Origin of the sequence: Micromonospora parathelypteridis (assembly GCF_014201145.1) — a bacterium.
Lineage (GTDB): Bacteria > Actinomycetota > Actinomycetes > Mycobacteriales > Micromonosporaceae > Micromonospora > Micromonospora parathelypteridis.
On sequence record NZ_JACHDP010000001.1, the window covers coordinates 2,478,262 to 2,498,885 of the forward strand.

Annotated in this window: 23 protein-coding genes and 3 tRNA genes; 4 read left to right on the plus strand and 22 right to left on the minus strand. The window is 67.3% G+C overall.

Annotated features, from left to right (window positions below):
- Window positions 1-64: 64 nt before the first annotated feature.
- The 10 genes from nusG to HNR20_RS31900 all read right to left on the minus strand — a co-directional run bounded on the left by nusG (window position 65) and on the right by HNR20_RS31900 (window position 6,586).
- Window positions 65-787 (minus strand): transcription termination/antitermination protein NusG, encoded by a 723-nt coding sequence (nusG, locus tag HNR20_RS10900; RefSeq protein ID WP_184178745.1) that lies wholly within the window; start codon window positions 785-787, stop codon window positions 65-67.
- Between the two features lie 39 nt (window positions 788-826).
- Complete coding sequence (gene secE, locus HNR20_RS10905; RefSeq protein ID WP_184178747.1) at window positions 827-1,219, minus strand: preprotein translocase subunit SecE; 393 nt, start codon at window positions 1,217-1,219, stop codon at window positions 827-829.
- A gap of 213 nt (window positions 1,220-1,432) precedes the next feature.
- Window positions 1,433-1,505, minus strand: a tRNA-Trp gene (locus tag HNR20_RS10910).
- Window positions 1,506-1,634: 129 nt separating this feature from the next.
- Entirely contained in the window at window positions 1,635-2,027 is a 393-nt protein-coding gene (locus HNR20_RS10915; protein WP_184178749.1) for a MaoC family dehydratase, read from the minus strand.
- A gap of 1 nt (window position 2,028) precedes the next feature.
- Window positions 2,029-2,475: a MaoC family dehydratase N-terminal domain-containing protein gene (locus HNR20_RS10920; RefSeq protein WP_184178751.1), complete on the minus strand. Its 447-nt coding sequence runs from the start codon at window positions 2,473-2,475 to the stop codon at window positions 2,029-2,031.
- A gap of 126 nt (window positions 2,476-2,601) precedes the next feature.
- Entirely contained in the window at window positions 2,602-2,769 is a 168-nt protein-coding gene (gene rpmG / locus HNR20_RS10925) for a 50S ribosomal protein L33 (protein ID WP_007073056.1), read from the minus strand.
- A 133-nt stretch (window positions 2,770-2,902) separates the two neighbouring features.
- A tRNA-Met gene (locus tag HNR20_RS10930) sits at window positions 2,903-2,975 on the minus strand.
- Window positions 2,976-2,999: 24 nt separating this feature from the next.
- Window positions 3,000-3,072 (minus strand) — tRNA-Thr (locus HNR20_RS10935).
- Window positions 3,073-3,165: 93 nt separating this feature from the next.
- A complete protein-coding gene (locus HNR20_RS10940) occupies window positions 3,166-5,691 on the minus strand; it encodes a putative bifunctional diguanylate cyclase/phosphodiesterase (RefSeq protein ID WP_184178753.1) in 2,526 nt (841 codons plus the stop codon).
- Between the two features lie 736 nt (window positions 5,692-6,427).
- Window positions 6,428-6,586, minus strand: coding sequence for a hypothetical protein (locus HNR20_RS31900; RefSeq protein WP_189062296.1), 159 nt, complete (start codon window positions 6,584-6,586; stop codon window positions 6,428-6,430).
- A gap of 118 nt (window positions 6,587-6,704) precedes the next feature.
- Between HNR20_RS31900 and HNR20_RS10945 the strand changes: the two genes are divergently transcribed.
- Window positions 6,705-7,076, plus strand: a complete 372-nt coding sequence (locus HNR20_RS10945) for a hypothetical protein (protein ID WP_184178755.1) — start codon at window positions 6,705-6,707, stop codon at window positions 7,074-7,076.
- 61 nt (window positions 7,077-7,137) lie between these two features.
- On the opposite strand, the gene HNR20_RS10950 is transcribed toward HNR20_RS10945, so the two are convergent.
- Window positions 7,138-8,001 (minus strand): alpha/beta fold hydrolase, encoded by an 864-nt coding sequence (locus HNR20_RS10950; protein ID WP_184178757.1) that lies wholly within the window; start codon window positions 7,999-8,001, stop codon window positions 7,138-7,140.
- Window positions 8,002-8,506: 505 nt separating this feature from the next.
- A complete protein-coding gene (locus HNR20_RS10955; RefSeq protein WP_184178759.1) occupies window positions 8,507-9,253 on the minus strand; it encodes a hypothetical protein in 747 nt (248 codons plus the stop codon).
- 493 nt (window positions 9,254-9,746) lie between these two features.
- Here HNR20_RS10955 and HNR20_RS10960 point away from each other — a divergent pair, with 493 nt between their 5' ends.
- Entirely contained in the window at window positions 9,747-10,253 is a 507-nt protein-coding gene (locus HNR20_RS10960) for a hypothetical protein (RefSeq protein WP_184178761.1), read from the plus strand.
- Between the two features lie 11 nt (window positions 10,254-10,264).
- Here the strand turns inward: HNR20_RS10960 and HNR20_RS10965 are convergent, their stop codons facing one another.
- The 8 genes from HNR20_RS10965 to HNR20_RS11000 form a co-directional block, all read right to left on the minus strand.
- Window positions 10,265-11,701: a tyrosine-type recombinase/integrase gene (locus HNR20_RS10965; protein ID WP_184178763.1), complete on the minus strand. Its 1,437-nt coding sequence runs from the start codon at window positions 11,699-11,701 to the stop codon at window positions 10,265-10,267.
- Window positions 11,698-11,883 carry a helix-turn-helix transcriptional regulator gene (locus HNR20_RS10970; RefSeq protein ID WP_030329852.1) on the minus strand — a complete coding sequence of 62 codons (186 nt, stop codon included), beginning with the start codon at window positions 11,881-11,883 and terminating at the stop codon, window positions 11,698-11,700. Before HNR20_RS10970 ends, HNR20_RS10965 begins: the two co-directional genes overlap by 4 nt.
- A complete protein-coding gene (locus HNR20_RS10975) occupies window positions 11,880-13,634 on the minus strand; it encodes a replication initiator (RefSeq protein WP_184178765.1) in 1,755 nt (584 codons plus the stop codon). Before HNR20_RS10975 ends, HNR20_RS10970 begins: the two co-directional genes overlap by 4 nt.
- Window positions 13,631-14,173 carry a DUF2637 domain-containing protein gene (locus HNR20_RS10980; RefSeq protein ID WP_184178767.1) on the minus strand — a complete coding sequence of 181 codons (543 nt, stop codon included), beginning with the start codon at window positions 14,171-14,173 and terminating at the stop codon, window positions 13,631-13,633. Before HNR20_RS10980 ends, HNR20_RS10975 begins: the two co-directional genes overlap by 4 nt.
- Window positions 14,170-14,358, minus strand: coding sequence for a hypothetical protein (locus HNR20_RS10985; protein ID WP_091402447.1), 189 nt, complete (start codon window positions 14,356-14,358; stop codon window positions 14,170-14,172). The genes HNR20_RS10980 and HNR20_RS10985 overlap by 4 nt, the downstream gene beginning before the upstream one ends.
- Before the next feature lie 3 nt (window positions 14,359-14,361).
- Window positions 14,362-14,628 carry a hypothetical protein gene (locus HNR20_RS10990; RefSeq protein ID WP_121676974.1) on the minus strand — a complete coding sequence of 89 codons (267 nt, stop codon included), beginning with the start codon at window positions 14,626-14,628 and terminating at the stop codon, window positions 14,362-14,364.
- A complete protein-coding gene (locus HNR20_RS10995) occupies window positions 14,625-16,247 on the minus strand; it encodes an FtsK/SpoIIIE domain-containing protein (RefSeq protein ID WP_229687080.1) in 1,623 nt (540 codons plus the stop codon). The genes HNR20_RS10990 and HNR20_RS10995 overlap by 4 nt, the downstream gene beginning before the upstream one ends.
- A 148-nt stretch (window positions 16,248-16,395) precedes the next feature.
- Complete coding sequence (locus tag HNR20_RS11000) at window positions 16,396-16,791, minus strand: hypothetical protein (RefSeq protein ID WP_030489556.1); 396 nt, start codon at window positions 16,789-16,791, stop codon at window positions 16,396-16,398.
- A 279-nt stretch (window positions 16,792-17,070) separates the two neighbouring features.
- Here HNR20_RS11000 and HNR20_RS11005 point away from each other — a divergent pair, with 279 nt between their 5' ends.
- Together HNR20_RS11005 and HNR20_RS11010 are read left to right on the plus strand one after the other, a co-directional pair.
- Complete coding sequence (locus HNR20_RS11005; protein WP_184178769.1) at window positions 17,071-18,516, plus strand: hypothetical protein; 1,446 nt, start codon at window positions 17,071-17,073, stop codon at window positions 18,514-18,516.
- A 28-nt stretch (window positions 18,517-18,544) separates the two neighbouring features.
- Window positions 18,545-18,988, plus strand: coding sequence for a hypothetical protein (locus HNR20_RS11010; protein WP_184178770.1), 444 nt, complete (start codon window positions 18,545-18,547; stop codon window positions 18,986-18,988).
- Here HNR20_RS11010 and HNR20_RS11015 read toward each other — a convergent pair.
- Window positions 18,978-19,754: a glycosyltransferase family 2 protein gene (locus HNR20_RS11015; RefSeq protein ID WP_229687081.1), complete on the minus strand. Its 777-nt coding sequence runs from the start codon at window positions 19,752-19,754 to the stop codon at window positions 18,978-18,980. The two genes, HNR20_RS11010 and HNR20_RS11015, sit on opposite strands and share 11 nt — an antisense overlap.
- Window positions 19,742-20,563 (minus strand): GntR family transcriptional regulator, encoded by an 822-nt coding sequence (locus HNR20_RS11020; RefSeq protein WP_184178772.1) that lies wholly within the window; start codon window positions 20,561-20,563, stop codon window positions 19,742-19,744. The genes HNR20_RS11015 and HNR20_RS11020 overlap by 13 nt, the downstream gene beginning before the upstream one ends.
- Window positions 20,564-20,624: the final 61 nt, after the last annotated feature.

The window sequence follows — 20,624 nt, forward strand, 5'->3', positions numbered from 1 at the left end:
CGAGGTCGAGCGGGACGGCGTACGCCGACGTCGGCGGCGGGCCGGGCCCGCCGCCGACGACCAATCAGATCTTGGCGACCTGGTTGAAGTTGAGCTCCACCGGCGTCTCGCGACCGAAGATCGACACCAGCACCTTGAGCTTCTGCTGGTCGGCGTTGATCTCGCTGATCGTGGCCGGCAGCGACGCGAAGGCGCCGTCGGTGACGGTGACCGAGTCGCCCACCTCGAAGTCGAGGACCTTGATCTCCGGCTTCGACTTCTTCTGCTCGGTCTCGACGGCCGGCGCCAGCCACTTCAGCACCTCGTCGAGGGAGAGCGGGGCGGGCCGGTCGGCCCGGTCGGTCGCGCCGACGAAGCCGGTCACGCCCGGCGTGTTCCGAACACACGAGTAGGACTCGGCGGTCAGCTCCATCCGAACCAGGATGTAGCCCGGGAAGACCTTGGCCTGGATCTGCGAACGCTTACCGTTCTTGACCTCGACCTCTTCCCGGGTCGGCACCTCGACCTGGTAGATGAAGTCCTCCATGTCGAGGCTCGTGATCCGGGTCTCGAGGTTGGTCTTCACCTTGTTCTCGTAGCCGGCGTACGAATGCACCACATACCAGTCACCCGGCGCGTAGCGCAGCTTCTGCCTCAGCTCGGCGACCGGGTCGTACTCCTCGTCCGGCGCAGGCTCAGTCGTTGGGAACTCCGGCTCGCTGGCGGCCTCAACCGACTCGTCACCAGCCGCCGTCGCGACCGTGGACTGCTCGTCCACCGGTCCGGCGGTCTCGTCGTACTCAGGCACGCTCGCTCACTTCCGTCACTATCGGCTGGAGGCAGCCGGTCAGTCCGAGTTGCCGAAGACAAACAGCACGACCTTGGCGAAGCCGAAGTCCAGCACGCCAACGATCGTCAGCATCACCGCGACGAACGCCACCACCACGGCGGTGTAGGTCAGCAACTCCTTGCGCGTCGGCCAGATGACCTTACGCAGTTCGGCTACGACCTCGCGGAAAAATCGGGCGATGCGGCCGAACACGCCCACCCGACCGGTCTCCGACCGGGTAGTGGGCCGGCTGTCCGCCGACTCCGCCCGGGCACGCGACCGCGTGGCGGTGCCGCCCCGGGAGACCGGCTCGTCCGCGCTGGTGGCGTCGTCGTCGGCTACCTCGTCGACGACCTCGTCGTCCAGACGATCGTCGCCGGCGTCCTCGCCGCGCCGCTTGTTGTCGGCCACTTCGCCCTCCGTCGCGGAATCTCGGGTCGCACGCCGAGTGGCGTACGCGGCGCTGGTCACGCCGGCCGGACCCAACCGTCCCGCGACGGGCCGCGGCCGGTGGATCATCCGGAGGGCCCGATTGCCTCGGAACCACCCCGCTGATGCCACCACCACGGGCCGGACGCCGCCATGCTGGCGGCGCGACCCACGGGAACGGTCAGGCCTGAGGCGCAGGGGTGACAGGACTTGAACCTGCAGCCTGCGGTTTTGGAGACCGCTGCTCTGCCAATTGAGCTACACCCCTGTGCGGCAACACTCGCCCCACGCGGTCACAGACGACCGAGCAGGGGTCACTTGCCCCACGGCGGACCAGTGTACGGGTAGCCGCCCGACTTTCCCAACCGGTCTCCTCGCCACGCGTGGCGGGCCTGCTTCAGCGTGTCGTCCTGATGGTTGCCCGGGCCTGCGAGAGCACCTTTTCGCCCAGGCAGGTGGCGGTCACGTCGAGTCGGGTGAGGCCGTCCTCGGTCACCTCACGGACCCGCGCGGAGACCTCGATCTCGGTCCCCTGGTCATCGTCCGGGACCACCACCGGCCGGGTGAAACGAACCCCGTACTCGACCACCGCGTCCGGCGAACCGGCCCACTCCGTGATCGCCCGCCCGACCAGCGCCATGGTGAACATGCCGTGGGCGATCACCCCGGGCAGTCCTACCTTGGTGGCGAACCTGTCGCTCCAGTGGATCGGGTTGAAGTCACCCGAGGCACCGGCATAGCGAACCAGGTCCGCGCGGGTCACTCGGAACGTCTTGGCTGGAAACTCCATCTCAGGCCTCCCCGCGTACGACGATCTTGGACCAGACGGCGACCACCGGCTCCCCGCCGACGGTGGTCACGTCGGTGCGCGTGGTCAGGAAGCCGTGCCCGCCCCGGGTGCTGACGTCCTCGATGGTGTTGGTGCAGACCAGCTCGTCACCGGCGACCACGGGCCGGGTGTACGCGAACCGCTGGTCACCGTGCACCACCCGGCTGTAGTCGATACCCAGGGCTGGGTCCTCGACGATCTGGCTGCTCGCGGCCATCGTGACGATCACCGGGAAGGTCGGTGGGGCCAGCAGATCGGGGTGGCCCAGCGCCTGCGCGGCCTCCAGGTCGTGATGGGCCGGGTCGGTGGCACCGATGGCGGTGGCGAACTCGCGGATCTTTTCTCGGCCCACCTGATAGGGGGCGGTCGGCGGATAGGTCCGGCCGACGAAGGAAGGGTCCAGAGACATGTCGCGAACCTACACGGAAAGCACAATCGCCGACCTGCTCGGCAGGCGGCGGCGTAGCCGCGCCAAACCGGTCAGATCGGCGATTGGAAAGCTTCGACAGCGGCCGGCAGGAGAGCCGGCCAGCGGTCAGCGGGTCTCGCGGTGGACCGTGTGACGACCGTCGCGCGGGCAGAACTTCTTCAGCTCGATGCGGTCGGGGTCGTTACGGCGGTTCTTGCGCGTGATGTAGTTGCGCTCCTTGCACTCCACACACGCCAAAGTGATCTTCGGCCGGACATCGGTAGCCTTCGCCACGGCGGAGTGCCTTCCTCGCTAACGGAAACAACTACGACGCGCCAGCCTAGACGCTGACAGCGCGGACATGCAAAGTGGGCGCCGGAAGCGCCCATTTCTTACGACCACCGGCAACGAGCCCGGAAGACGAGAGTAGCGGTGGCCGGACTTGAACCGGCGACACAGCGATTATGAGCCGCTTGCTCTACCATCTGAGCTACACCGCTGCGATGGGTCCAGCTGAACCCTCGAGCCCCCTTACGGAATCGAACCGTAGACCTTCTCCTTACCATGGAGACGCTCTGCCGACTGAGCTAAGGGGGCCTGCGCGATCTCCCCGTGGGGCGCGCAGAAGTAAGAGTACACGGCCCGGCTCGACAGGTGAAATCGGATCCCCGGTGATCGTCTACGCCCTGCTCAGGGCACGACCCGGAGGCGCGGCAGCTCCCCGTTGGAGATCGTTTCCGGCTCGACCTGGGCGCCGAACCAGGCGGCCAACCGCTCGTACGGCAGCGGCCGGCTGAACAGGAAGCCCTGCCCGATCTCACAACCGATGTCCTGGAGAAGCTCCAGGGTCAGCTCACTCTCCACGCCCTCGGCGACCACGGCCAGGCCGAACTGCTGCGAGAGGGTCACCACGGCGTTGACGATGGCCAGGTCCCCCGGGTCGGTCGCCATGCCCTGCACGAAGGAGCGGTCGACCTTCACCTCGTGCACCGGCAGCCGGCGGAGGTGCGCCAGAGACGAGTCGCCGGTGCCGAAGTCGTCCACCGAGAGTCGGACACCGAGGTCGCGTAGCCGGCGCAGGGTCGGGATGGGCCGGTCCGTGCCGTCCAGCACGCCCGCCTCGGTGATTTCCAGGGTCAGTCGCTGCGCCGGCACCTTGTACTCGGTCAGCAACTCCTGGACCCGGTCCGGGAAGTGCTGGTCGGTGAGCGTACGGGCCGACAGGTTGACCGCGATGGGCAGCGGCTGATCGGCCAGCGCCCAGTCGCGGCTGCGGCGCAGCCCCTCGCGGAGCACCACCTCGGTGAGCCGGCTCAACTGGCCGGTGTGCTCGGCCACCGCCACGAAGTCCTCGGGAGCGACCGTGCCGTGGGTCGGGTGCTCCCACCGGGCCAGGCACTCGACACCAACCAGACGCCGGTCCCGCAGGGTCACCTTGGGCTGGAAGTAGACCTCCAGCTCGTCCTGGTCCAGTGCTCGGCGCAGATCGCCGGCCAGGCCCAGCCGGCGCAGCGATCGGGACTCCAACGCAGGGTTGAAGAGCTGCACGCTGCCCGGCACCGACTTGGCTGCCGTGGCGGCCAGGTCGACCCTGAGCAGGAGGGTCGCCGCATCGCTGCCGTGATCGGGATGCACGGCCACCCCGACGGCGGTGTTCACGTCGAGGGTGAGCGCGTCGAAGACCATCTCGTCGCGGATCTGGTCGCGCAGTTGAGCGGCCAACTCGAGCGCCGCGTCAGCGCTCTCCAACCGCAGTGTCACCAGGAACTCGTCCCCACCGGCCCGACCGACCAGAGCCGACGACGGGGCGCTGGCCCGCAACCGGCTGGCGACCTCGGCGAGGACCTTGTCCCCGGCCGCGTGACCGAGGGACTCGTTGACCTGGCGCAGCCCGTCGACGTCGAAGAGCAACAGCGCCACCACCTCGCCGGGGGCAGCGATCTTGAAGGACTCCGCGAGCGCGCCGGTGATCCGCCGACGGTTGGGCAGCCTGGTCAGCGCGTCGTGGTACGCGTCGTGCCGGAGCCGGTCGACCAGCCGCGAGTTTTCCAAGGCGACGGCGGCATGCGCCGCAACGGTCTCGAAGATGGGGATGTCGGCCGGAGCGAAATGACCCACGTCGCTGAGCCGGTTGACCACCTCCAGCGTGCCGATCACCGCCTGCCCCGATCGCAGCGGTACCGCGATGACGTCCTTGACCTTGGAGTCGGCGAGCGCGGACCGCAGCGCCGGATCACCGCCGAAGGCCCGACCCAGGGCGATCGTCTGGCCCGACTCACGGGTCTTCTCCCGGAACACCGGCGGGGTCCGGGCGACATCCAGGAGGCCCCGGTCGTCGAGGCGTGCGGTCAGCAGGACCTCCGGGTGCCGACCCTGCGCCGGGAGCCACAGCGTGGCGTACTCCGCCTGCATGAGAGATCGGATGCGGCCGAGCAGCGCATCCGTCAGGGTGCCCTCCTGACCCGCCTCGCTCATCGCCCGGGTCAGCTCGTACATGTCGCCCAGGGTGCGGTGCTGCCGGATGAACTGCGAGTACGAGCGGTAGAGCATGACGCCGGCCACCGCCAGGGCCAGTAGGAGCAGGGTCGACCAGAGGGTCGTCGCCAGCACGATCAGGATGATCATCCCGATCGCGACGCTCAGTGCCGTGGTCAGCAGAACCTGGACGGTCGTACTCGTCGTCTCCCGGGTGCCCTGCCAGCCCTGCAGGAGAGTGATCACGCCGACCACGGCGACCAGACTGATCAGCGAGTTGGCGGCGACGCCGGCGAAGACCGCACCCCACGTCGCCGGCCCCACCCCGACGTGCGGTGGCATGGCGGCCAACACCAGACCGGCCACCGAGACTCCGGCCGCCGCCCGGGCGACGTTGAACCAGAACTTCGGCGGCGCGTAACCGCGGTGCATCTGGGTGAAGAGTTCGGCCGCCGTAGCGACGACGACCATGAGCAGCGGCGACAGCCAATACAGGGCGAGCACGAGCGGGATCTCGCTGAGCGTCACCACGACCGCCTGGCGGCGGACCACGAAGCTGAGCGTTGGTATCCCGGCAGCAACCATCACCACCAGCAACGCCACAGCAATCGGCCAGTCCGCCAGGCGGATCGGCACCGAAAGCGCGAGAACCAGCGATCCCACCAACGCGATCCCGGCGAGGGGAGCCGTGATCAGCCAGGCGTGCTCGGTCGTACGACGTCGGACAGCCTTAGGTGACACCGCACCGCCCTGTCATCGATCACGTCGCCGCCGCACCGGGGTCACCGACCGACGACTGACTGCACTCCACTCGGAACCGAAACGCTGTGGCCCGCCGGGGCGCCCCACTCGATAGCGGTGGACTGGAAGGCACCGCCGAGTTGGGCACCTAGGAGGCCAACGGCCAGCGCGGCGAGGGCAAGCGACGCCATACGCAGCCGGCCAAACTTTCGACCAGACATGTGGAACTCCTGTCGGCAGGGGGGCTGTGCGGGGATGGAGATTCCACGATGGTGCCACAGCGGCGTCCGCCAGGAAAGTTCTCCCACCCGTGATCAGGCCGACCGACCCGCGAGCCGACCCGCTCGGCCGGGCGGGGACAACGTCCGGCCAGACGATCTGCTGATCAACCCACGCCTGTATGCCCCAAAAAAAGACCTAGCAGAGGAAAGGCACCTACTAGACGTAACAGTTGATATGAAGTGCGCGCCTCTCCGCCCAAGTACGCACGCTACTCGCCGCTACCTCCCGGCAACAGGTCTGGTTTCTGTCCGTACCCGGGAGTCGAGTTGGCGACATCGGAAGAAGGAATTGTCGCCCGGCTGGCCGACGTCGGCCGCCGCGCCATCGATGCAGGCACATCAGTTCGGCAATGGCGCGGCATCCAGTCCGGATGGCGTCGCGGCGGTCAGGCTTATCCGGTACGCGGGCACAGCGTTCACTGGGCAGGGAGAGTCACCAGCCGGCCGAAGCGCGGTCAGCGGTTGCGCAGCGGCCGGAACGCGGCCCGCATCTCGGCGGAGAAGAGCTCCGGCACCTCCCAGGCCGGGAAGTGGCCGCCGCTGTCGGCCTCGCTGAAGTACGAGACGTTGGGGTAGGCCACCTCCGTCGGCTGATGCGCGACACCCCTTGCCAACTGATCTGCGACACCTCATCGCGCTGAGCGCGGCACGACGGTGCAATCAACCTCGAAGGCTCCGAGGACCTGAGGTGGAGGCCGACAGACTGTCAGACCCGCCTCTCACCATGTCGTCATGTTGCAGGGAAGGGTTATCGCCGAGAGCCTCCGCGTCGGATGTGACCTGCAGGTCCGGGACCTTCGGATTACCCGGATCGATCGGCAGGACGTATCCGCTGCTGCTGGTAGCCACCAGCCTGACGTGTGGACACTGCTGGATGTCGAGGGCCCTGATGACACTGCTGACGAACTCGCGTCCGCGCTGGCAGACGCTCTGGTCGGAGGCCAGGGCTGGTACGCCGACTTCCGCGTCGCCGATGACCATGTCGTGGTCTTTCCTGGGCGGATCTTCCGCTACGCCATTGGTGACCAGACAGGGCGCGCCGAGGCCGTGAGGCACGGAAGGCTCGCGGGTGTGCCCACACACCAACTCGATTGGGGCGACTAAACCGACAGCTGAAGGTTGCCGCCGGGCAGCGGCGGCAGCGGCGCCGTGCGGGGACGGACGCTCATGACAGAAAGTGGTGCAGCGCTGCGGTCAGGTCGTCGGGGTTCTCCTCGGCGACGTGGTGGCCGGACTCGATCGAGTGGCCGCGTAGATCGGCGGCCCACGGGCGCCAGACTGCTAGTGGATCGCCGTACAGATCTTCCATGTCGTCCCGGGTCGACCACAGAAACAGAGTTGGGCAGCGGACAGTGCGACCGTCACGCCGGTCCGCTTCCTCGTGCGCTCGGTCAACACCGAGGCCGGCTCGGTAGTCCTCCAGCATCGCCCGCACGGTGGCCGCATCGTGGATGGCGTGCCGAAACTCCTGGTAGTTCTCGGCTCCCATGCTCTCGGGCCGGGCCTTACTGGCGTACCAGGCATCGGGGTCGGCGGCGATGGCTCGCTCCGGCTTGTCTGGCTGGGCGAAGAAGAACCAGTGGTACCAGTCATGGGCGAACTTCGCATCACACCTGGCAAGAGCCTCACTGATGGGTACACCGTCGATGACTACCAATCGACTGACCGCATCGGGATGGTCCAGCGCCAGGCGTAACGCCACATACGATCCGCGGTCGTGCCCGACGGTGGCGAACGTCGTATGGCCCAGCTCATCCATCAGCTGCACCATGTCCGCCGCAACCACCCGCTTGGACTGCTGCGAGTGATCCGCGAGAATCTTCGCCTTGCCGGATTGCCCGTAGCCGCGCATGTCGGGACAGACGACGGTGAACCCGCGATCAACCAGCTGGGGCGCGACTCGATGCCACGTCGATCCCGTACGGGGATGTCCATGAATGAGTAGGACCGGAAGCCCGTGCCCCGCATGCCGGACCCGGAGCTCGACCTCCCCGACATCGATCCGCTCGTCCTCGAAGCCGTCAAACATGCGCGACTAGTTTCCGGGCCCCCACCGAGCAAACATCCGCTCATCGGCTACTTGTTTCATTGGCCTGCGACCGCTTTCATTGGCCTGCGACCGCGGCCCGGCCATGACAGGAGGCTGCGTCGACGGCCGTCCCCTGTCGCCCCCAGATCGCTGGGAGTTGCCGCAAGTCACCTGGGTGGTTGTGTGACTGCCGTTTCTGCCGGCACCACGCAAGCAAGAACAGTCGGTGACACGTATGTGGCACAGCCAGGGAGACCGAGCGGGTCGGAGCTGGACCGAGCAGGACTCACGAGAGAGGCCCCCGACCGGCGTTCACGCTGGTCGGGGGCCTCTCTCGTGCACCTGGTGGCGGGTAGAGGATTCGAACCTCTGAAGCTTTCGCGACGGATTTACAGGGCGTCCGCGATCTTGGCCGCGTCAGGTGTGCTGACCTGCTCCTTCTCGTTCCGCCCCAAGGTCGGAGGTGCTGGCCGCCCACCATCTGCCCACGCGCCGAACGTCCAGATCAGTAATAGAGGAACCCGCGGATCACCGCGACGACCGCCAGCAAGATGGCAATCCCCCAGACAACGTTCCGTCCAGTCGAGCCGAAGATCAAATAGGCGATCTGGGCCAGTAAGAAGATCGAACTCAGCACCAGATCTACGAGCAGCAGCACGACGGTGAGCGCCAAGCGCAGCAGGAACCAGACAAACCCCAGGCCGCACCACTTGTCGATTGTCGAGTCATCGTATGCCCAGCGGGTGAACACGAAGGGCTTGTAGAGGGAGGACTCCCAACCCCGGCTCCACTTCGCGCCGACGCTGGACCAGTACGAGTCCCCACCTTCCTTCACGTTCGCTTGATCCACTCGCTTGAACTGGATCTTCTTGACGGCACCCCCGGTGACGTCGATCAACACCTGGCCATCCTTGACCTGGATGGTGGTGGTTCCGTTCACGACCACGGTGAGCTGGTCGCGTCCGGTCTGGACCTTGAACACCCTGTCAAACCCGGTGGCACCCTTCTTGCGGTCCCGAAGCAGGACGTAGATCGTGCTTCCATCTCGGGGTGGGAGGGAGTACTCCGCCCCGATCGAGAACTCGCCGATCGGAGTGACAATGCTCGTCTCGCCCTCAACCGCAACGCCATCCGGACCGACTGTCAGGGCCACCGGCAGCAGCGCAGGCTTGTATTTGACCTTGCCCTTACCCTCCCCCTCTGGGTCGCAGCCAGCGAGTACCAGCGCCAGAAGTAGAGGAATGAGCGTCAACCATATGGTGCGGTCTCGATATCGCCGTATTGGTGCAAGACTCGGGGCGCCCGCCGTTGCCACTCCCCGACCGCAGGCAGAATGCACCTTCACCGTGTACCGCCCGCCTGACCTGCGACTCTCGACGCCGAGACAGCTACACATGGTCGCCACATGATTACGAGTGTCCCTGAACTGGTCAAGCCACTCTCGATCGACGGTGCATCGCACTCTCTATTGATCCCGAGTCCTACCTCTGCCGGGTCGGACCGCCGGCGCATCTGCGAGAGCATCGCTGATGTTGTCGTTCATGGTGTCGTCTCCCCCGCCGATGCAGTTGGCGTAGGCCCGGAGCAAGACGGCGACGCCGTGGCCCAGGCGCCGGGCAACCTCGGTCGGCGGGACGCCGGCATTCAGCCAGAGCGAGGCCGCTGCGTGCCACACGTCGTACGGCCGCAAGACGAGCTGCGGATAAGCAAGCGACAGCGGGGGCTCGCTGCCCGATCATGTAGCGATGCTCGGTCAGGATGCTCTCGCTCGCCTCCAGGACGCCACCACTCTTTGGAGCATCAGGCACGGCACGGCGGCCGAGGTGATCGAGGCCGTCTGTGACTGCCTCGTGGCGGGCGTTGACAGCCCCTCGCTGCGCATCCTGGCCGGAGTCTCGCCCTCCGCCAGCAGCCATGAACTGCTCCAGTGGCTTGAACCCACCCTTGACGAGCTTGGCCTGACCTTCTTCCCCGAAGGCAGCCAAGAGGGCAAGGACGCTGCCGTACGCATCATGGCGACCAAGCTTCTCGCTGGCACCCTCTCCCCGCGCGAGCTGGCGCGTTGGGCTCACTCGGTCATCGGGCACGACGGCACGCCGCTCGCGGAAGAGTTGGTCATGCTCGACGACATCTACGACATGCTGGAGTTCTGCGAGGAGACCGAAGCGGACATCGATGCACGCGTTCTGGCCGAGGCCCGGCGCTTGACCGCTACTGGCGACGCCACGTCGGCCGCTGACTCCACCGTCTGATTCATACGGGGTCACGCCAGAGCCTCGCCGATCTTGTCGTTCATGGTGTCGTCGCCGCCGTCGATGCAGTTCGCGTAGACGCGGAGCAGGACGGCGACGCCATGGCCCAGGCGCCGGGCGACCTCGGTGGGCGGCACGCCGGCATTCAGCCAGAGCGAGGCCGCCGCGTGCCGCAGGTCGTAGGGCCGGCGGACGAGCGGCGAGGCGACCTGCGATTCGGTGAGCGCCTTCTCCCGGGCGAGCTTCCACCACCGGTCGTAGACCGACTCAGAGAGCGGCCCACCGTGCAGGCCCCGGAAGAACCGACCGTCCGGGCCGACCCCGTGATTCTCGACGTGCGCGCACAGCAGTTCGACGAGCCGGGGCGGGATCGGGACCGTGCGAGTCTCGGCCCTCCCCCGGTGCTTGAGTCCGCGCCGCTCGTGGGAGCCGCCGTCATCGGTCCAGTGCGACCCGGCGCGCGGCGAGGTGCCGGCGAGCACCAGGCGGCCCCAGCGATGTTCGATCTTCTCGTGGTCGCAGGACCGGGAAGGCTTGACGGCCGCCAGGTCGTCGAAGTCGGCCCCGCAGTCGGCGCACCGGCCGGCAAGGTCGCAGTCCTCCCGCCGAAGGTCCGCGGCTTCCGACGGCCGCATCCCCGCGTAGTAGAGGCAACCGAAGAACGCGGTGACCTTGTCGGCACGTTTGCCGAGAGATTTCACCGCCTCCAGCAGCGTGGCGACCTGCGCCGGGTTCGCCACCACACGCCGGTCGATGGACTGCGCGACCTCGGGGGCGGTCCACTGGACCCGGTCGACCGGGTTGGAATCGATCAGCTCCAGCTCGACGGCGTACCCGAGCACGTTGTAGAAGGTGGCCCGCTTCCGCTGGACGGTGGAGGCAGCCGCGGGCTTGCCGTCGAGGCGTACGCACAGGCTGTCGAGGACGCGGCGGACCATCGCCGGTGAGTCGAGTTCGACTACCGGGAGGGACGCGGTTTCCAGCCAGGCGAGGGCCGCCGCGTGTTCGGCCGGGATCTCCTCGGACCAGCGGCGTGGGTTGAGGCCGTAGAGGTACAGCGCCTCACGGAGCAGGGCGTCAGTCGGTCGGCCCCGCTTCGCTGGCCGAGTCAGGGTCACCGTGATCGAGGTCAACGCTTCGACGATCGACCGCCGGGTCTTGGCCGCCGCCCGGGGCCACTTCATCTCGACGTACGCGCGGCTGTGCGCGTACCAGGTGGTGGGGTTCTTGGTTCTGGCCTCGGAGACCGGGCGGCCGGTGGCCGGGTCGAAGGGCTCCCCAGCGTTGGCCGCCTGGACCAGCTCGGCGCGGAACGAGTGCGCCAGGGCCTTGGTACGGAACATGTCCTCGAAGCGTTGGCCGCTCACCGCCCAGCGGACCCGCCACGGCCGAGCCTTCCGATCAGCACGCTTGGCGATCTCCCAGATCTGGACCTCGTAGCTCTTCATGCGGCGTCCTGCTCCAGGTCGCCGAGCCACCGACCGAGCGCCGACCGGCGGACCCGGAGCTGCCCGTTCGGAAGCTTGATCACCCGCGGCCCCTTGCCGGTCTGCCGCCAGTAGAACCAGGTCGAGCGGGGTACGCGCAGTTCAGCGAGCACTTCCGGCACGGTCAACAACTCCTCGTTCACTGCGTCTCCTCCCCGTTGTGCTGTGCGCTGTGCTGAGTTGCCGAAAGATCTGTGGACCCCTGCGCGGCCCGGTCTTTGGCTGCGAGCAGTTCGGACCGCCAGCGGGCCCGTTCGCTGATCGATCGCATGAGTCGGTGGGTCATCGGGCCGACGTCCGGGTCATCCGGTCGGGCCAACTCCCAGGCGTGCCGGACCCGTTCGGTGGTGTCGCCCTGGTCGTCGACGAGCTGCGTGCCGTCGGTGGTGACGCCGAGCAGTGCTCGTACCCAGGCCCGCGCGTCGTGCTTGTGGTCGGCGAGGGTCTTGCCGGACCAGTCGCGGGAGATGAGGATGCGCCGGCCGCCGATTCCGAGGGTGTCGCGCTGGTGGACCTTGCCCTTGCAGCGGCCCGGCTTGAGCTTGGCGTGCGTCTTCTTGGGCTGGACGCCGTAGAGCAGCCAGTTAGCGCACCGCTCGGTGCAGGGAGTCAGCTGGAGTTGGTGCCAGAGCCGGTCGAGATGCTTGCGTTGCCGGTCGGTGGTCGCCTTGTGGCAGTCGCCGGTGTGCTTGGTGATGTATTTCGTGACGTACCGGATGGTCCGTTCGGCGTCCTCGGTGCCGGGCATGACGCCGCGGGCATCGACCTGGGCGCCGAAGCGCACGACGTGCACAGGCTCGGCGTCCGGGTCGTCGTCGATGATGTCGAGGGCTTCCGTCCAGGTGGTCAGCGGCTCGCGGGTGTCTGGGTCTACCCATGTCGCCGCCTGCTCGTCCCAGATTGGGAGCCGGTCGAGGGTGTAACGCTGGACGTCGACCGAGGGCCACCACACCTGGTGATAGGTCGCCGCCGCCACGGTGCGGAGGACGTCCCGGGGGATGGTGCCCCGGATGGCGAAGTGGGCGTGCGGAGCGAGACGGCGTTGCGGCTCGACGCAGCCGGCGTACTGGACGTTCCAGCCCACGCACCGCCGAAGGTTCTGCCAGAACCGGTCGAGAAGCCGGGGGAAGTGCACGGCGTCCCAGGCTGCGCGGCGGTAGTCGTACCTGGCGGGGTTGACCGGGGTGCCGTCGGGGCGGACCGGGCCGTACGAGTCGAGGGTGAGCGTGAGCCACATCGACGGTTGGTAGGTGGCGCCATCCGGGGCGGTGTAGGTCTTGCCGACGGTGCGCCGCTCAACCTTGCGCCGGGGCAGCTCGGGGGCATCCTGGCGCCGTTTGGTGGAGCGCTTGCGTCGCTGGCCAGGCTCGTCGTCCTGGTCCTCGTCGTCGGTGGCATGGGGTGGTCCGACGCGCCCGCGCAAACCTTCAGCGGCGATGGCTTCCTCTACCTCGCGGATAGCCTCGTCGAGGTCGGTCACCTGGTCCCACTGGGCGGCGCGTACGGCCTCGTCGCGGGAGAACTCCAGGTGTGCGCGGAACAGGATCAGTGACTTCTGCGCCTCGGTCGCGGGTTCCGGGCCGGGTAGTGGTTCGTCGTCGCGGTGCCAGCCCTCGCGGATCTGGGCCTGCCGTAGCCGGCGGTTCTTCTTGGCGCACGGCGGGCACTTGTCCTCCCGGGTCGCCCCGCAGGGCAGGTCGATGACCTCGGTCAGGCCGGTGTCGAGGTCGGTCCGGCGCATGGCGAGCGGACGGACGCAGACGCCGTACTCGATGGCGATGTCCTTGAGGACGTCGATCGAACGCGGCAGCGCCATGCGGGCCGCCCGCGACCCCGGCCGAGGAGCAATCGGGGTCGGGGCGGGTTCGAGGCCGGGCAGGGTGGGAGCCGTCATCGGATGATCCCGACGACCTGGGGCCGATTGGGCTGGACGACACCGACCCGAGGCAGCACCGCGGCTGATGCCGGCGGCATCACCGGAGCCGGCGGCGCGGGTTCGACAGGCTGCGGCTCGTCGTACCAATCGCCCTGCGGCTGATCGGGCTCCGCTGCCGGCGCGGCGGTGGGTGCGCTGGACAGGACGACCTTCACCAGGGCGAGGAAGGCCAGCGACGGCACCGCCGCGACGATCCAGCCCCAGACGGACGGTTCGGCTTCGGCGACCTGGGCGGCGAGGGAGAGCAGCGCGAACGCGATCAGGAGGACGCCGACCAGGCCGACAGGTCGACCGGTGCGACGGCGGGCACGGATCTCCAGGCCGAGGTAGATCGCCATCAGCTCGACCGCCACGGCGTTGGCCCAGCCGATCCAGTCGGGCTGGCCGTGGGCAACGGTCAGGTCGTGGACGTGGGTGAAGGCGGCGGCGCCGGCCATGGTGCCGATGGCGAGCAGGATCAGCACCCGGACGCCGGACTCGGCGCGTTCGCGGATCATCGGCCGCTGCCGTTGTCGCGGACGGTCAGGGTGATGCAGATCTGCTGGCCGTTCAGGTCACGGCGGCGGTTGACCATGTGCGCCAGGCCGTGCAGGGCACCGGCGAGCCGGTCCGGGGAGCCGTTGAGTTCGATGTGCAGCGGCTTGAGGCGGTGGGTGCCGAGGAAGAAGCTTTTGAGGGACATCGGTTACCTCCGGGCCGGGGCGACGCGGGTACGGATGTGGTCGGGTGGCTCGCCGAGGGAGGCCACCGCTTCGGAGAGGCAGCGCCACAGCGCCCACGCCTCGTCAGGGGTCAGGTACATGCGGCGCCGGCCGCCGCCTACTGCGAGATAGACCGGGTACGCATCGGGCCGGGCGGGGTCGACGCGAACGGACACCGCCGTGCTGGTGGCGCCGTCGGTGCCGGGAGCGCGCAGCCGGTAGAAGGTTCGGCCGTCGGTCGGGGCGGTCACCGCGGCTCACCCCCGTCGGTGTCCCGGTCGAGGATGTTCAGCAGCGAATCCGGAAGCAGTGGTCCGCGACGCTGCCGGGGCAGAGGCGGCCGGGTTGGTTCGGTGGCGGTTTCCCGGCCGACCTGGGCGAGGATGTCCGCCGCGTCGGCCGGCGCCGGGTACTCGGCGGCCAGCTCCCGGATGTGGTCGTCAGAGATGTAGGAAAAGCGCACCCGCGCCGGCTCTGGAATGCCGTCGAGAATCACGTAGCCGACCCCCTTGGCCCAGCGGGGCATCTGGTCGGCGAGGGCACCCCGGTTGCGGGCACCGTCACCCAACACGAGGTCGACCTGAGCAGCCTCGGTCAGGCCGAGCGCGATCCGGGTCGGGAACAGGTCCCGGAACGGCAGCACCTCCTTGCGGGGGTCCTGCAACGCGGCCACCACCAGGACGCCGACGCCGGCACCCTGCGACAGCAGCAGACCGAGCGACCCGGCGACGCGCTTACGCAGGTCGACATCCTGGAGGTACGCGGTCAGTGCCGCCATCTCGTCGATGACGACCACGACCAGGGGGTCATCCAGGGTCGGCGTGTGGACCCGCACCGCGCCGGCAAGCCGGGTCTGCCGCTCCCGCATCACTGTCACGGCCTCGTCGAGCAGATCGGCCATGGCCTCGAACGACTTGCAGGCGAACCGCGCGAACAACGGCCGACCCATCGCGAACTCCATGCCGCCCTTGGGATCGATCACCCAGAGCCGGACCAGCCCGGAGGAGATCCCACCGGCCAGGACCCGGACCAGCGACCACAGCACCGAGCCCTTACCGGAGCGGGTGGCACCGCCGATGAGTACGTGCGTGGCCAGCAGGTGCAGGCACCAGTGCCGCAGGTCTTCCCGTCGAGCCAGGGGTAGCGCGGTGAAGTCGGGCACCGATGGGACGTCGAACGGGTCGACCAGGGTGCGCAGCGCATCCGTGCGGACCACCACCAGGTAGACCACCGACGGCCGGTCGCGGAACCGCAACCGGTCCACCGCGCCCAGGACCAGCGCCCAGTAGCCCGACCGGATCGGCGGTTCATCGGGACGCTCGGAGTAGACCCGGGCGTGCCGCCGGCCGAAGGCGTACGCCAGGTTCGCCGTCGCCTTCTGGAACTCCTCCGGTGTCTGGCCGCGGACCATGCGGATGGTCAGCACGTCGAGCGCCTGATCCGAACGGACCCGCAGCAACTCCGGCAGGACCGTGCGATGGTCGTACACCTTGGCCAGCCCGCAGAGGGTCATTGCCTCGCGCCAGGCCCGCCGGTAGACGAAGAGTTGGCGGAACCGGCCGAGGATCGGGCCGGCGCACCAGGTCCACCAGGACGACTCGTGCCGCCACCGCCACAGCGCCGAGACGGCAGCGGCCAGGACCACGGGCACGATCACGCCGGACCGGCCGAACTCGCGGTAGAGGCTCACCCCAGCCACGACCAGGGCGACGGCGAGCGGGTGGCGAAGACACCACCACAGGCCACGCCACAGCCACCGCAGCACCAGGCCGACCGCGATCAGCCAGACCGGCAACTCCAGCCGGCGCGGCCGGATCACCATCAGATCCCCGGCGGTGGTCATCACGACCTCGCCACGCGGCCGGCGCATCATCGCGCACCCGCCACTGTGGGCCGCCGCAGGACGGCAGGCATACGCTTGGACATGTCACTACCTCTCTCGGCAGAGCAGGGGAAAGAGACAGAGGGCGGGGCTGCCGTCCGCCAAGACCTGACAGCCCCGCCCCCACCAAATGCGGCTACTGCGCCGCCTTCGCGGCCACGCCCGCCGGGGCACGCATCCCGGTCGCCCGCAGCGAATACGCCATCCGACCGTTGTTGCCCACGTACGGCGTGACGGTCATGCCGTCGAACTCCACCGCCTCGAACAGGCCGCCCGTCGGCGGGACCGGCTGGTAGTCCGCCGAGATCTTGACCGTCGTCTCCCGCGACCGCTTCCCCAGCTCCGGATCCAGGTCCATCACCCGGACCTGCCACACCCGCTGGCCGGTCAGCTTGTCCTTCGCCGGGCTACGCCGACCGGTCTTCTCGTCGTAGTCCTCGACCTCGCCCAGGGACTCGGGCACCAACGCGCACCCCGCCGGGAACACGTCCTCACACCGCACCGCGAACCTCGTGCCGCCTCGCAGAGCCACCGCTCAACCTCCAACTTGTTAACTTGTCTGCCAAGTTGCGGTCCAAGGTAGACGGCACTTGGCAGACAAGTCAACAACTCATGGCATGCCGTGGAGTCGCCGGCGACCCGGCCGTAAGACCTTGAAGCCGCCCAGTGCGGGGGTAGAACCCCTATGACACGTTTTGCCCAGCAATGAGCTCCGACTCCCTGGCCCTGCTGTACGTATCGCCCAACGCCATGTTCATTTAGGATGGAGATCCCAGGATGATCAATCGCATTTGATGGGAATCGTTATCCCTTGAGCATCGAAGAATCCCCCGTTGAAATCGGGTCCAGCGAGGCAGACTTTACGCCAGAGGTTGAGATCGACAATCAAGATCCTCACCTTGAAGCACACCCCCACCTCCCCCCCATTGACGTGGCGACCGAACTCCTTTCCGCTTCCGGATGGTCCATTACATATGACGCTGAGGGCCGCTATGAGATAAAGAGCAATCCTCAAGCAGATGCGGCCGCCAAATGCAGTTCGGTTGGTGTCAGGTTACTTGCACACGAACATTCGTTCGGATTTACGCCGACCGACAAACATGTCGGACATATATCCGCTGACAACCGATACGTCGAATTTGTCCTCAAAGCTCTTGAAAGCAGGTTTGGGCGTGGCCAAATCCACCTCGACGTCGCCTGTTCGCATTCACTCAGGAGCAACGACCATCCTTCGCTCTTCCCGAATGCACGAACTCACCTAGGCATGGCGGAGCCTGGCCCTGCAATCTGGGCCCACGTGCACAGTCCGCGCGCGAGGACCTGCATCGAGATTTCAGCCGCGAGCGCGAGCATGGCGTTTCAAATGCTTGAGGCGGAGGCTCGTTGGGGGTCCCCTTGGTCGAGAGACGGCCGAGAGTTAACGCGGTTCTACTCGATCAAGATTCGATTCGAAAACGATCTCGGCCGCTCGGTAGCCCTACATGTGGCAGAAGAATTGGCTCGATCCCTGCTCTTTGAAGCCGCCGCTTCATTGCGCACGTCGACGAGCCTCATTCCCAGAAGGGAGCGAGGGTCGTATCATGCCCGTATAGCTTCGCGCCTTGCGACTCTGCGCTTTCCTGTCGCACGGTTCAATGATCAGGCTGCCGCCCTCTTCCAACTTGCCTCCGATCATTTCAACCAGACCGTCCTAAACCGTTACATTCTCTACTACCAAAGCGTCGAATACTACCTACCGCTGCATGACCGGAAGGCAGCCATCCAACAGATTCGGCGGACCTTGCACTCCCCACTTTTTAGCCTGTCCGAGGATGAAGACGTACTTAGCCTGATTGGCATCCTAGGCAGGCAATCATCCAAAAGTGAGCGCGATTCGTTCGTAGACTTGGTTGCCGACTCCGTGGGGTCCGACAGAATAATGAATTGGTTGACACAACTCGAACGATCCGTACCAGAGCATTTTACAAAGAGAGGGCCCATCAAGCATGTCACCACTCTCTCGTCCAAGGACACATCGCGAGACATCGTCAAGCAAGTCGCAAATCGTATTTACGACGTCAGGTGCCGCATAGTCCACTCCAAAGCCGGCGGCGGCAAGGAAGGCATTGAAGCAATCTTCCCAGGAGATCGCGAAGCGAATGCCCTGCAGCCAGATCTAGAACTGTTGCGGGTGGTGGCCATAGAAGTGATCTCCGGTTTCGGGTCACCGCTAACCCTTGTGGGCGCGATGGACACCGATGCCCGGAACGATGCGTAAGGGCGTTTTTTCTGGGTAGAGGGCCAGCATGGCAGGAAGGAAACACACGAAGCCGGTTGATGAGTCGCATGCGCGGCCGGGAAAGACGGAAGACATAACCGTTGAGGCCTTAGGCGAATTGAGCAAGGCGCTCGAAACGATCCATCGGGTGCGAGGTCACCTGTACTCGGCACACCAACTCGTCGGCGGGGCGGACCTCACACTTGACCGTGTCGTGAAGCTATTCCGCGAAGCCGGACACGACGAGATGGCCGACCGGGTCGAACACGAGCTCCTGGGCCGCAACGTCCTACCAGGCCGGTGGACGTTCCAGATCGTGGAGGAGTTCGACGACGGCTACTACGCCGCGTTCCAGGAGATCGAGCGGGACGCGCGGGAGAAGTTGGCCGGCGGTCGGCGGCACATCTTTGAGGCGGAGATGAAGGAGCGGCGGCGTACCCACGGGATGCCAGGGCACGAAGCTACGCCGTAGCGCGACCGCCGAAGCCGTTCGGGATCATCGAGGCTAGGGCGTTGGCTCTGGCCTCGATGATCCGCATCCGAGCCCGGTATTCGGCCGGCTCTCGGTGCGCGCCCTGGCTGGTCACCTGGCCGGGCCACTTGCGGTAAAGCAGGCCGTACTCCCGGGTGAAGTAGCCCGCGCTGACCGCGTTGGCGGCGAGTAACAGGCCGGTGTCCTCGGAGGCCGGCAGCGCCATCCAGCCGCCGAGGGCGAACACAAGATCCCGCCGCAGGCACAGGGTCGCCGGGTGCACCGAGGCCCGGTAGTCATTGGCCTTCCAGAACGACAGGACCGAACCGCGGTCGATGACGCCGCCGGCCGGGTCCTTGTCCCATCCTGCGGTCGACCCGTCGGGCAGCAGGTCGAGTACCCGCGAGGTGGTCCAGCCGATCTGCGGGTGCGCGTCGAACGCGGCGATGTCCCGCGCGAGCGCACCGGCGGTCAACTGGTCGTCGGCGTCCAGGACCTTGATGAGTTGCCCGGAGACCCGGGAGAGAGCGAGGGTACGGGCGACACCAGGCCCACCGGGACGGCCGGTGCCCAGACTGATCCGGAGATCGTCAGGGAGCGCGTCGACCAGGGCGCCGGTCTGCCCGTCCTCCTGGACGAGCCATTCCCAGTCCCAGCCGTCAGGCATCTCCTGCTTGGCCAATGACTCGTAGGCGCCAGGCAGGTGCTCGATGCTGGGCGCGTGGACCGGGGTGATGACCGAGACGAGCTGCGTCAAGTTTTCCACCGCTGGAGTTTGTGGGAGTAGACAAGCTCGGTGCGGTCGCCCGGCATCACCACGTCGGCGACCTCGACGATCCGACCCGTGGTGTCGGTCGAGGTCTTCCGCACGGTGAGCACGGAGACGCCCGGGTCGATGTCCAGCAGCTCGGCCTCATCGGGCGACGGCGGGCGGGCGCGAATCTCGTCGTCGATCCGGTCCAACTCGATACCCAGCGTGTAGAGCTGATGCTGCGTGCCGCCCGGCCACGGTTCCTTGCCCGCGTCGAGCAGATCCGGGTTCGCGGCCACCAGATCGTGCGGCAGGTAGGAGTACGACACGGTCAGCGGCGCGTTCTCATGCCGCGACGACGTCCAGTAGACCCGGCGCAGCAGCGGCGTACCCGGCTCGACCTGCAAGGCCGCCGCCATCTCCGCATCAGCCTCCACCCGCGAGTACTCGGCGTGGAACTTCAGATCGTCGACGGTCAGGCCGGTGTCGTGCTCGGTGGCGCCAGTCTTTAGCCGCTCGTCCTCGTCGAGCAGGACGCGATCCTTCTCCCACTGGTAGCGCTCGGTGTTGCGACGGCGTACCCGCTGGCGGGGTGCCCGCACGTAGGTGCCGCGCCCCTGCTCCGCGCGGACCAGGCCCCATTCGCGGAGCTGCCGGATGGCGTTGCGGACGCTTGTGCGCGACAGGCCCGAGGTGTCGGCCAACTCGGTCTCGCTGGGCATCAGAGTGCCGGGGGCAAGTTCACCGCTCACGATCTTCGCCCGCAACTCTTCCGCGAGTTGCAGGTAGCGAGGGCGCCAGTCCCGGCCTTGCACACCGGTCACCGTACCCCCTAGACGTTCCAACGTCTGCCAGGCGGTCCCGCCGGCCGGCCGCTCAGGCACC

Bases quoted from the DNA above. Each gene is read 5' to 3' on its own strand.
- HNR20_RS10915 (WP_184178749.1), bottom strand. From the start codon at position 2,027: ATGGAGTTTCCAGCCAAGACGTTCCGAGTGACCCGCGCGGACCTGGTT.
- HNR20_RS10920 (WP_184178751.1), bottom strand. From the start codon at position 2,475: ATGTCTCTGGACCCTTCCTTCGTCGGCCGGACCTATCCGCCGACCGCC.
- HNR20_RS10945 (WP_184178755.1), top strand. From the start codon at position 6,705: ATGTTGCAGGGAAGGGTTATCGCCGAGAGCCTCCGCGTCGGATGTGAC.
- HNR20_RS10950 (WP_184178757.1), bottom strand. From the start codon at position 8,001: ATGTTTGACGGCTTCGAGGACGAGCGGATCGATGTCGGGGAGGTCGAG.
- HNR20_RS10960 (WP_184178761.1), top strand. From the start codon at position 9,747: ATGCTCGGTCAGGATGCTCTCGCTCGCCTCCAGGACGCCACCACTCTT.
- HNR20_RS10965 (WP_184178763.1), bottom strand. From the start codon at position 11,701: ATGAAGAGCTACGAGGTCCAGATCTGGGAGATCGCCAAGCGTGCTGAT.
- HNR20_RS10975 (WP_184178765.1), bottom strand. From the start codon at position 13,634: ATGACGGCTCCCACCCTGCCCGGCCTCGAACCCGCCCCGACCCCGATT.
- HNR20_RS10980 (WP_184178767.1), bottom strand. From the start codon at position 14,173: ATGATCCGCGAACGCGCCGAGTCCGGCGTCCGGGTGCTGATCCTGCTC.
- HNR20_RS10985 (WP_091402447.1), bottom strand. From the start codon at position 14,358: ATGTCCCTCAAAAGCTTCTTCCTCGGCACCCACCGCCTCAAGCCGCTG.
- HNR20_RS10995 (WP_229687080.1), bottom strand. From the start codon at position 16,247: ATGCGCCGGCCGCGTGGCGAGGTCGTGATGACCACCGCCGGGGATCTG.
- HNR20_RS11010 (WP_184178770.1), top strand. From the start codon at position 18,545: ATGGCAGGAAGGAAACACACGAAGCCGGTTGATGAGTCGCATGCGCGG.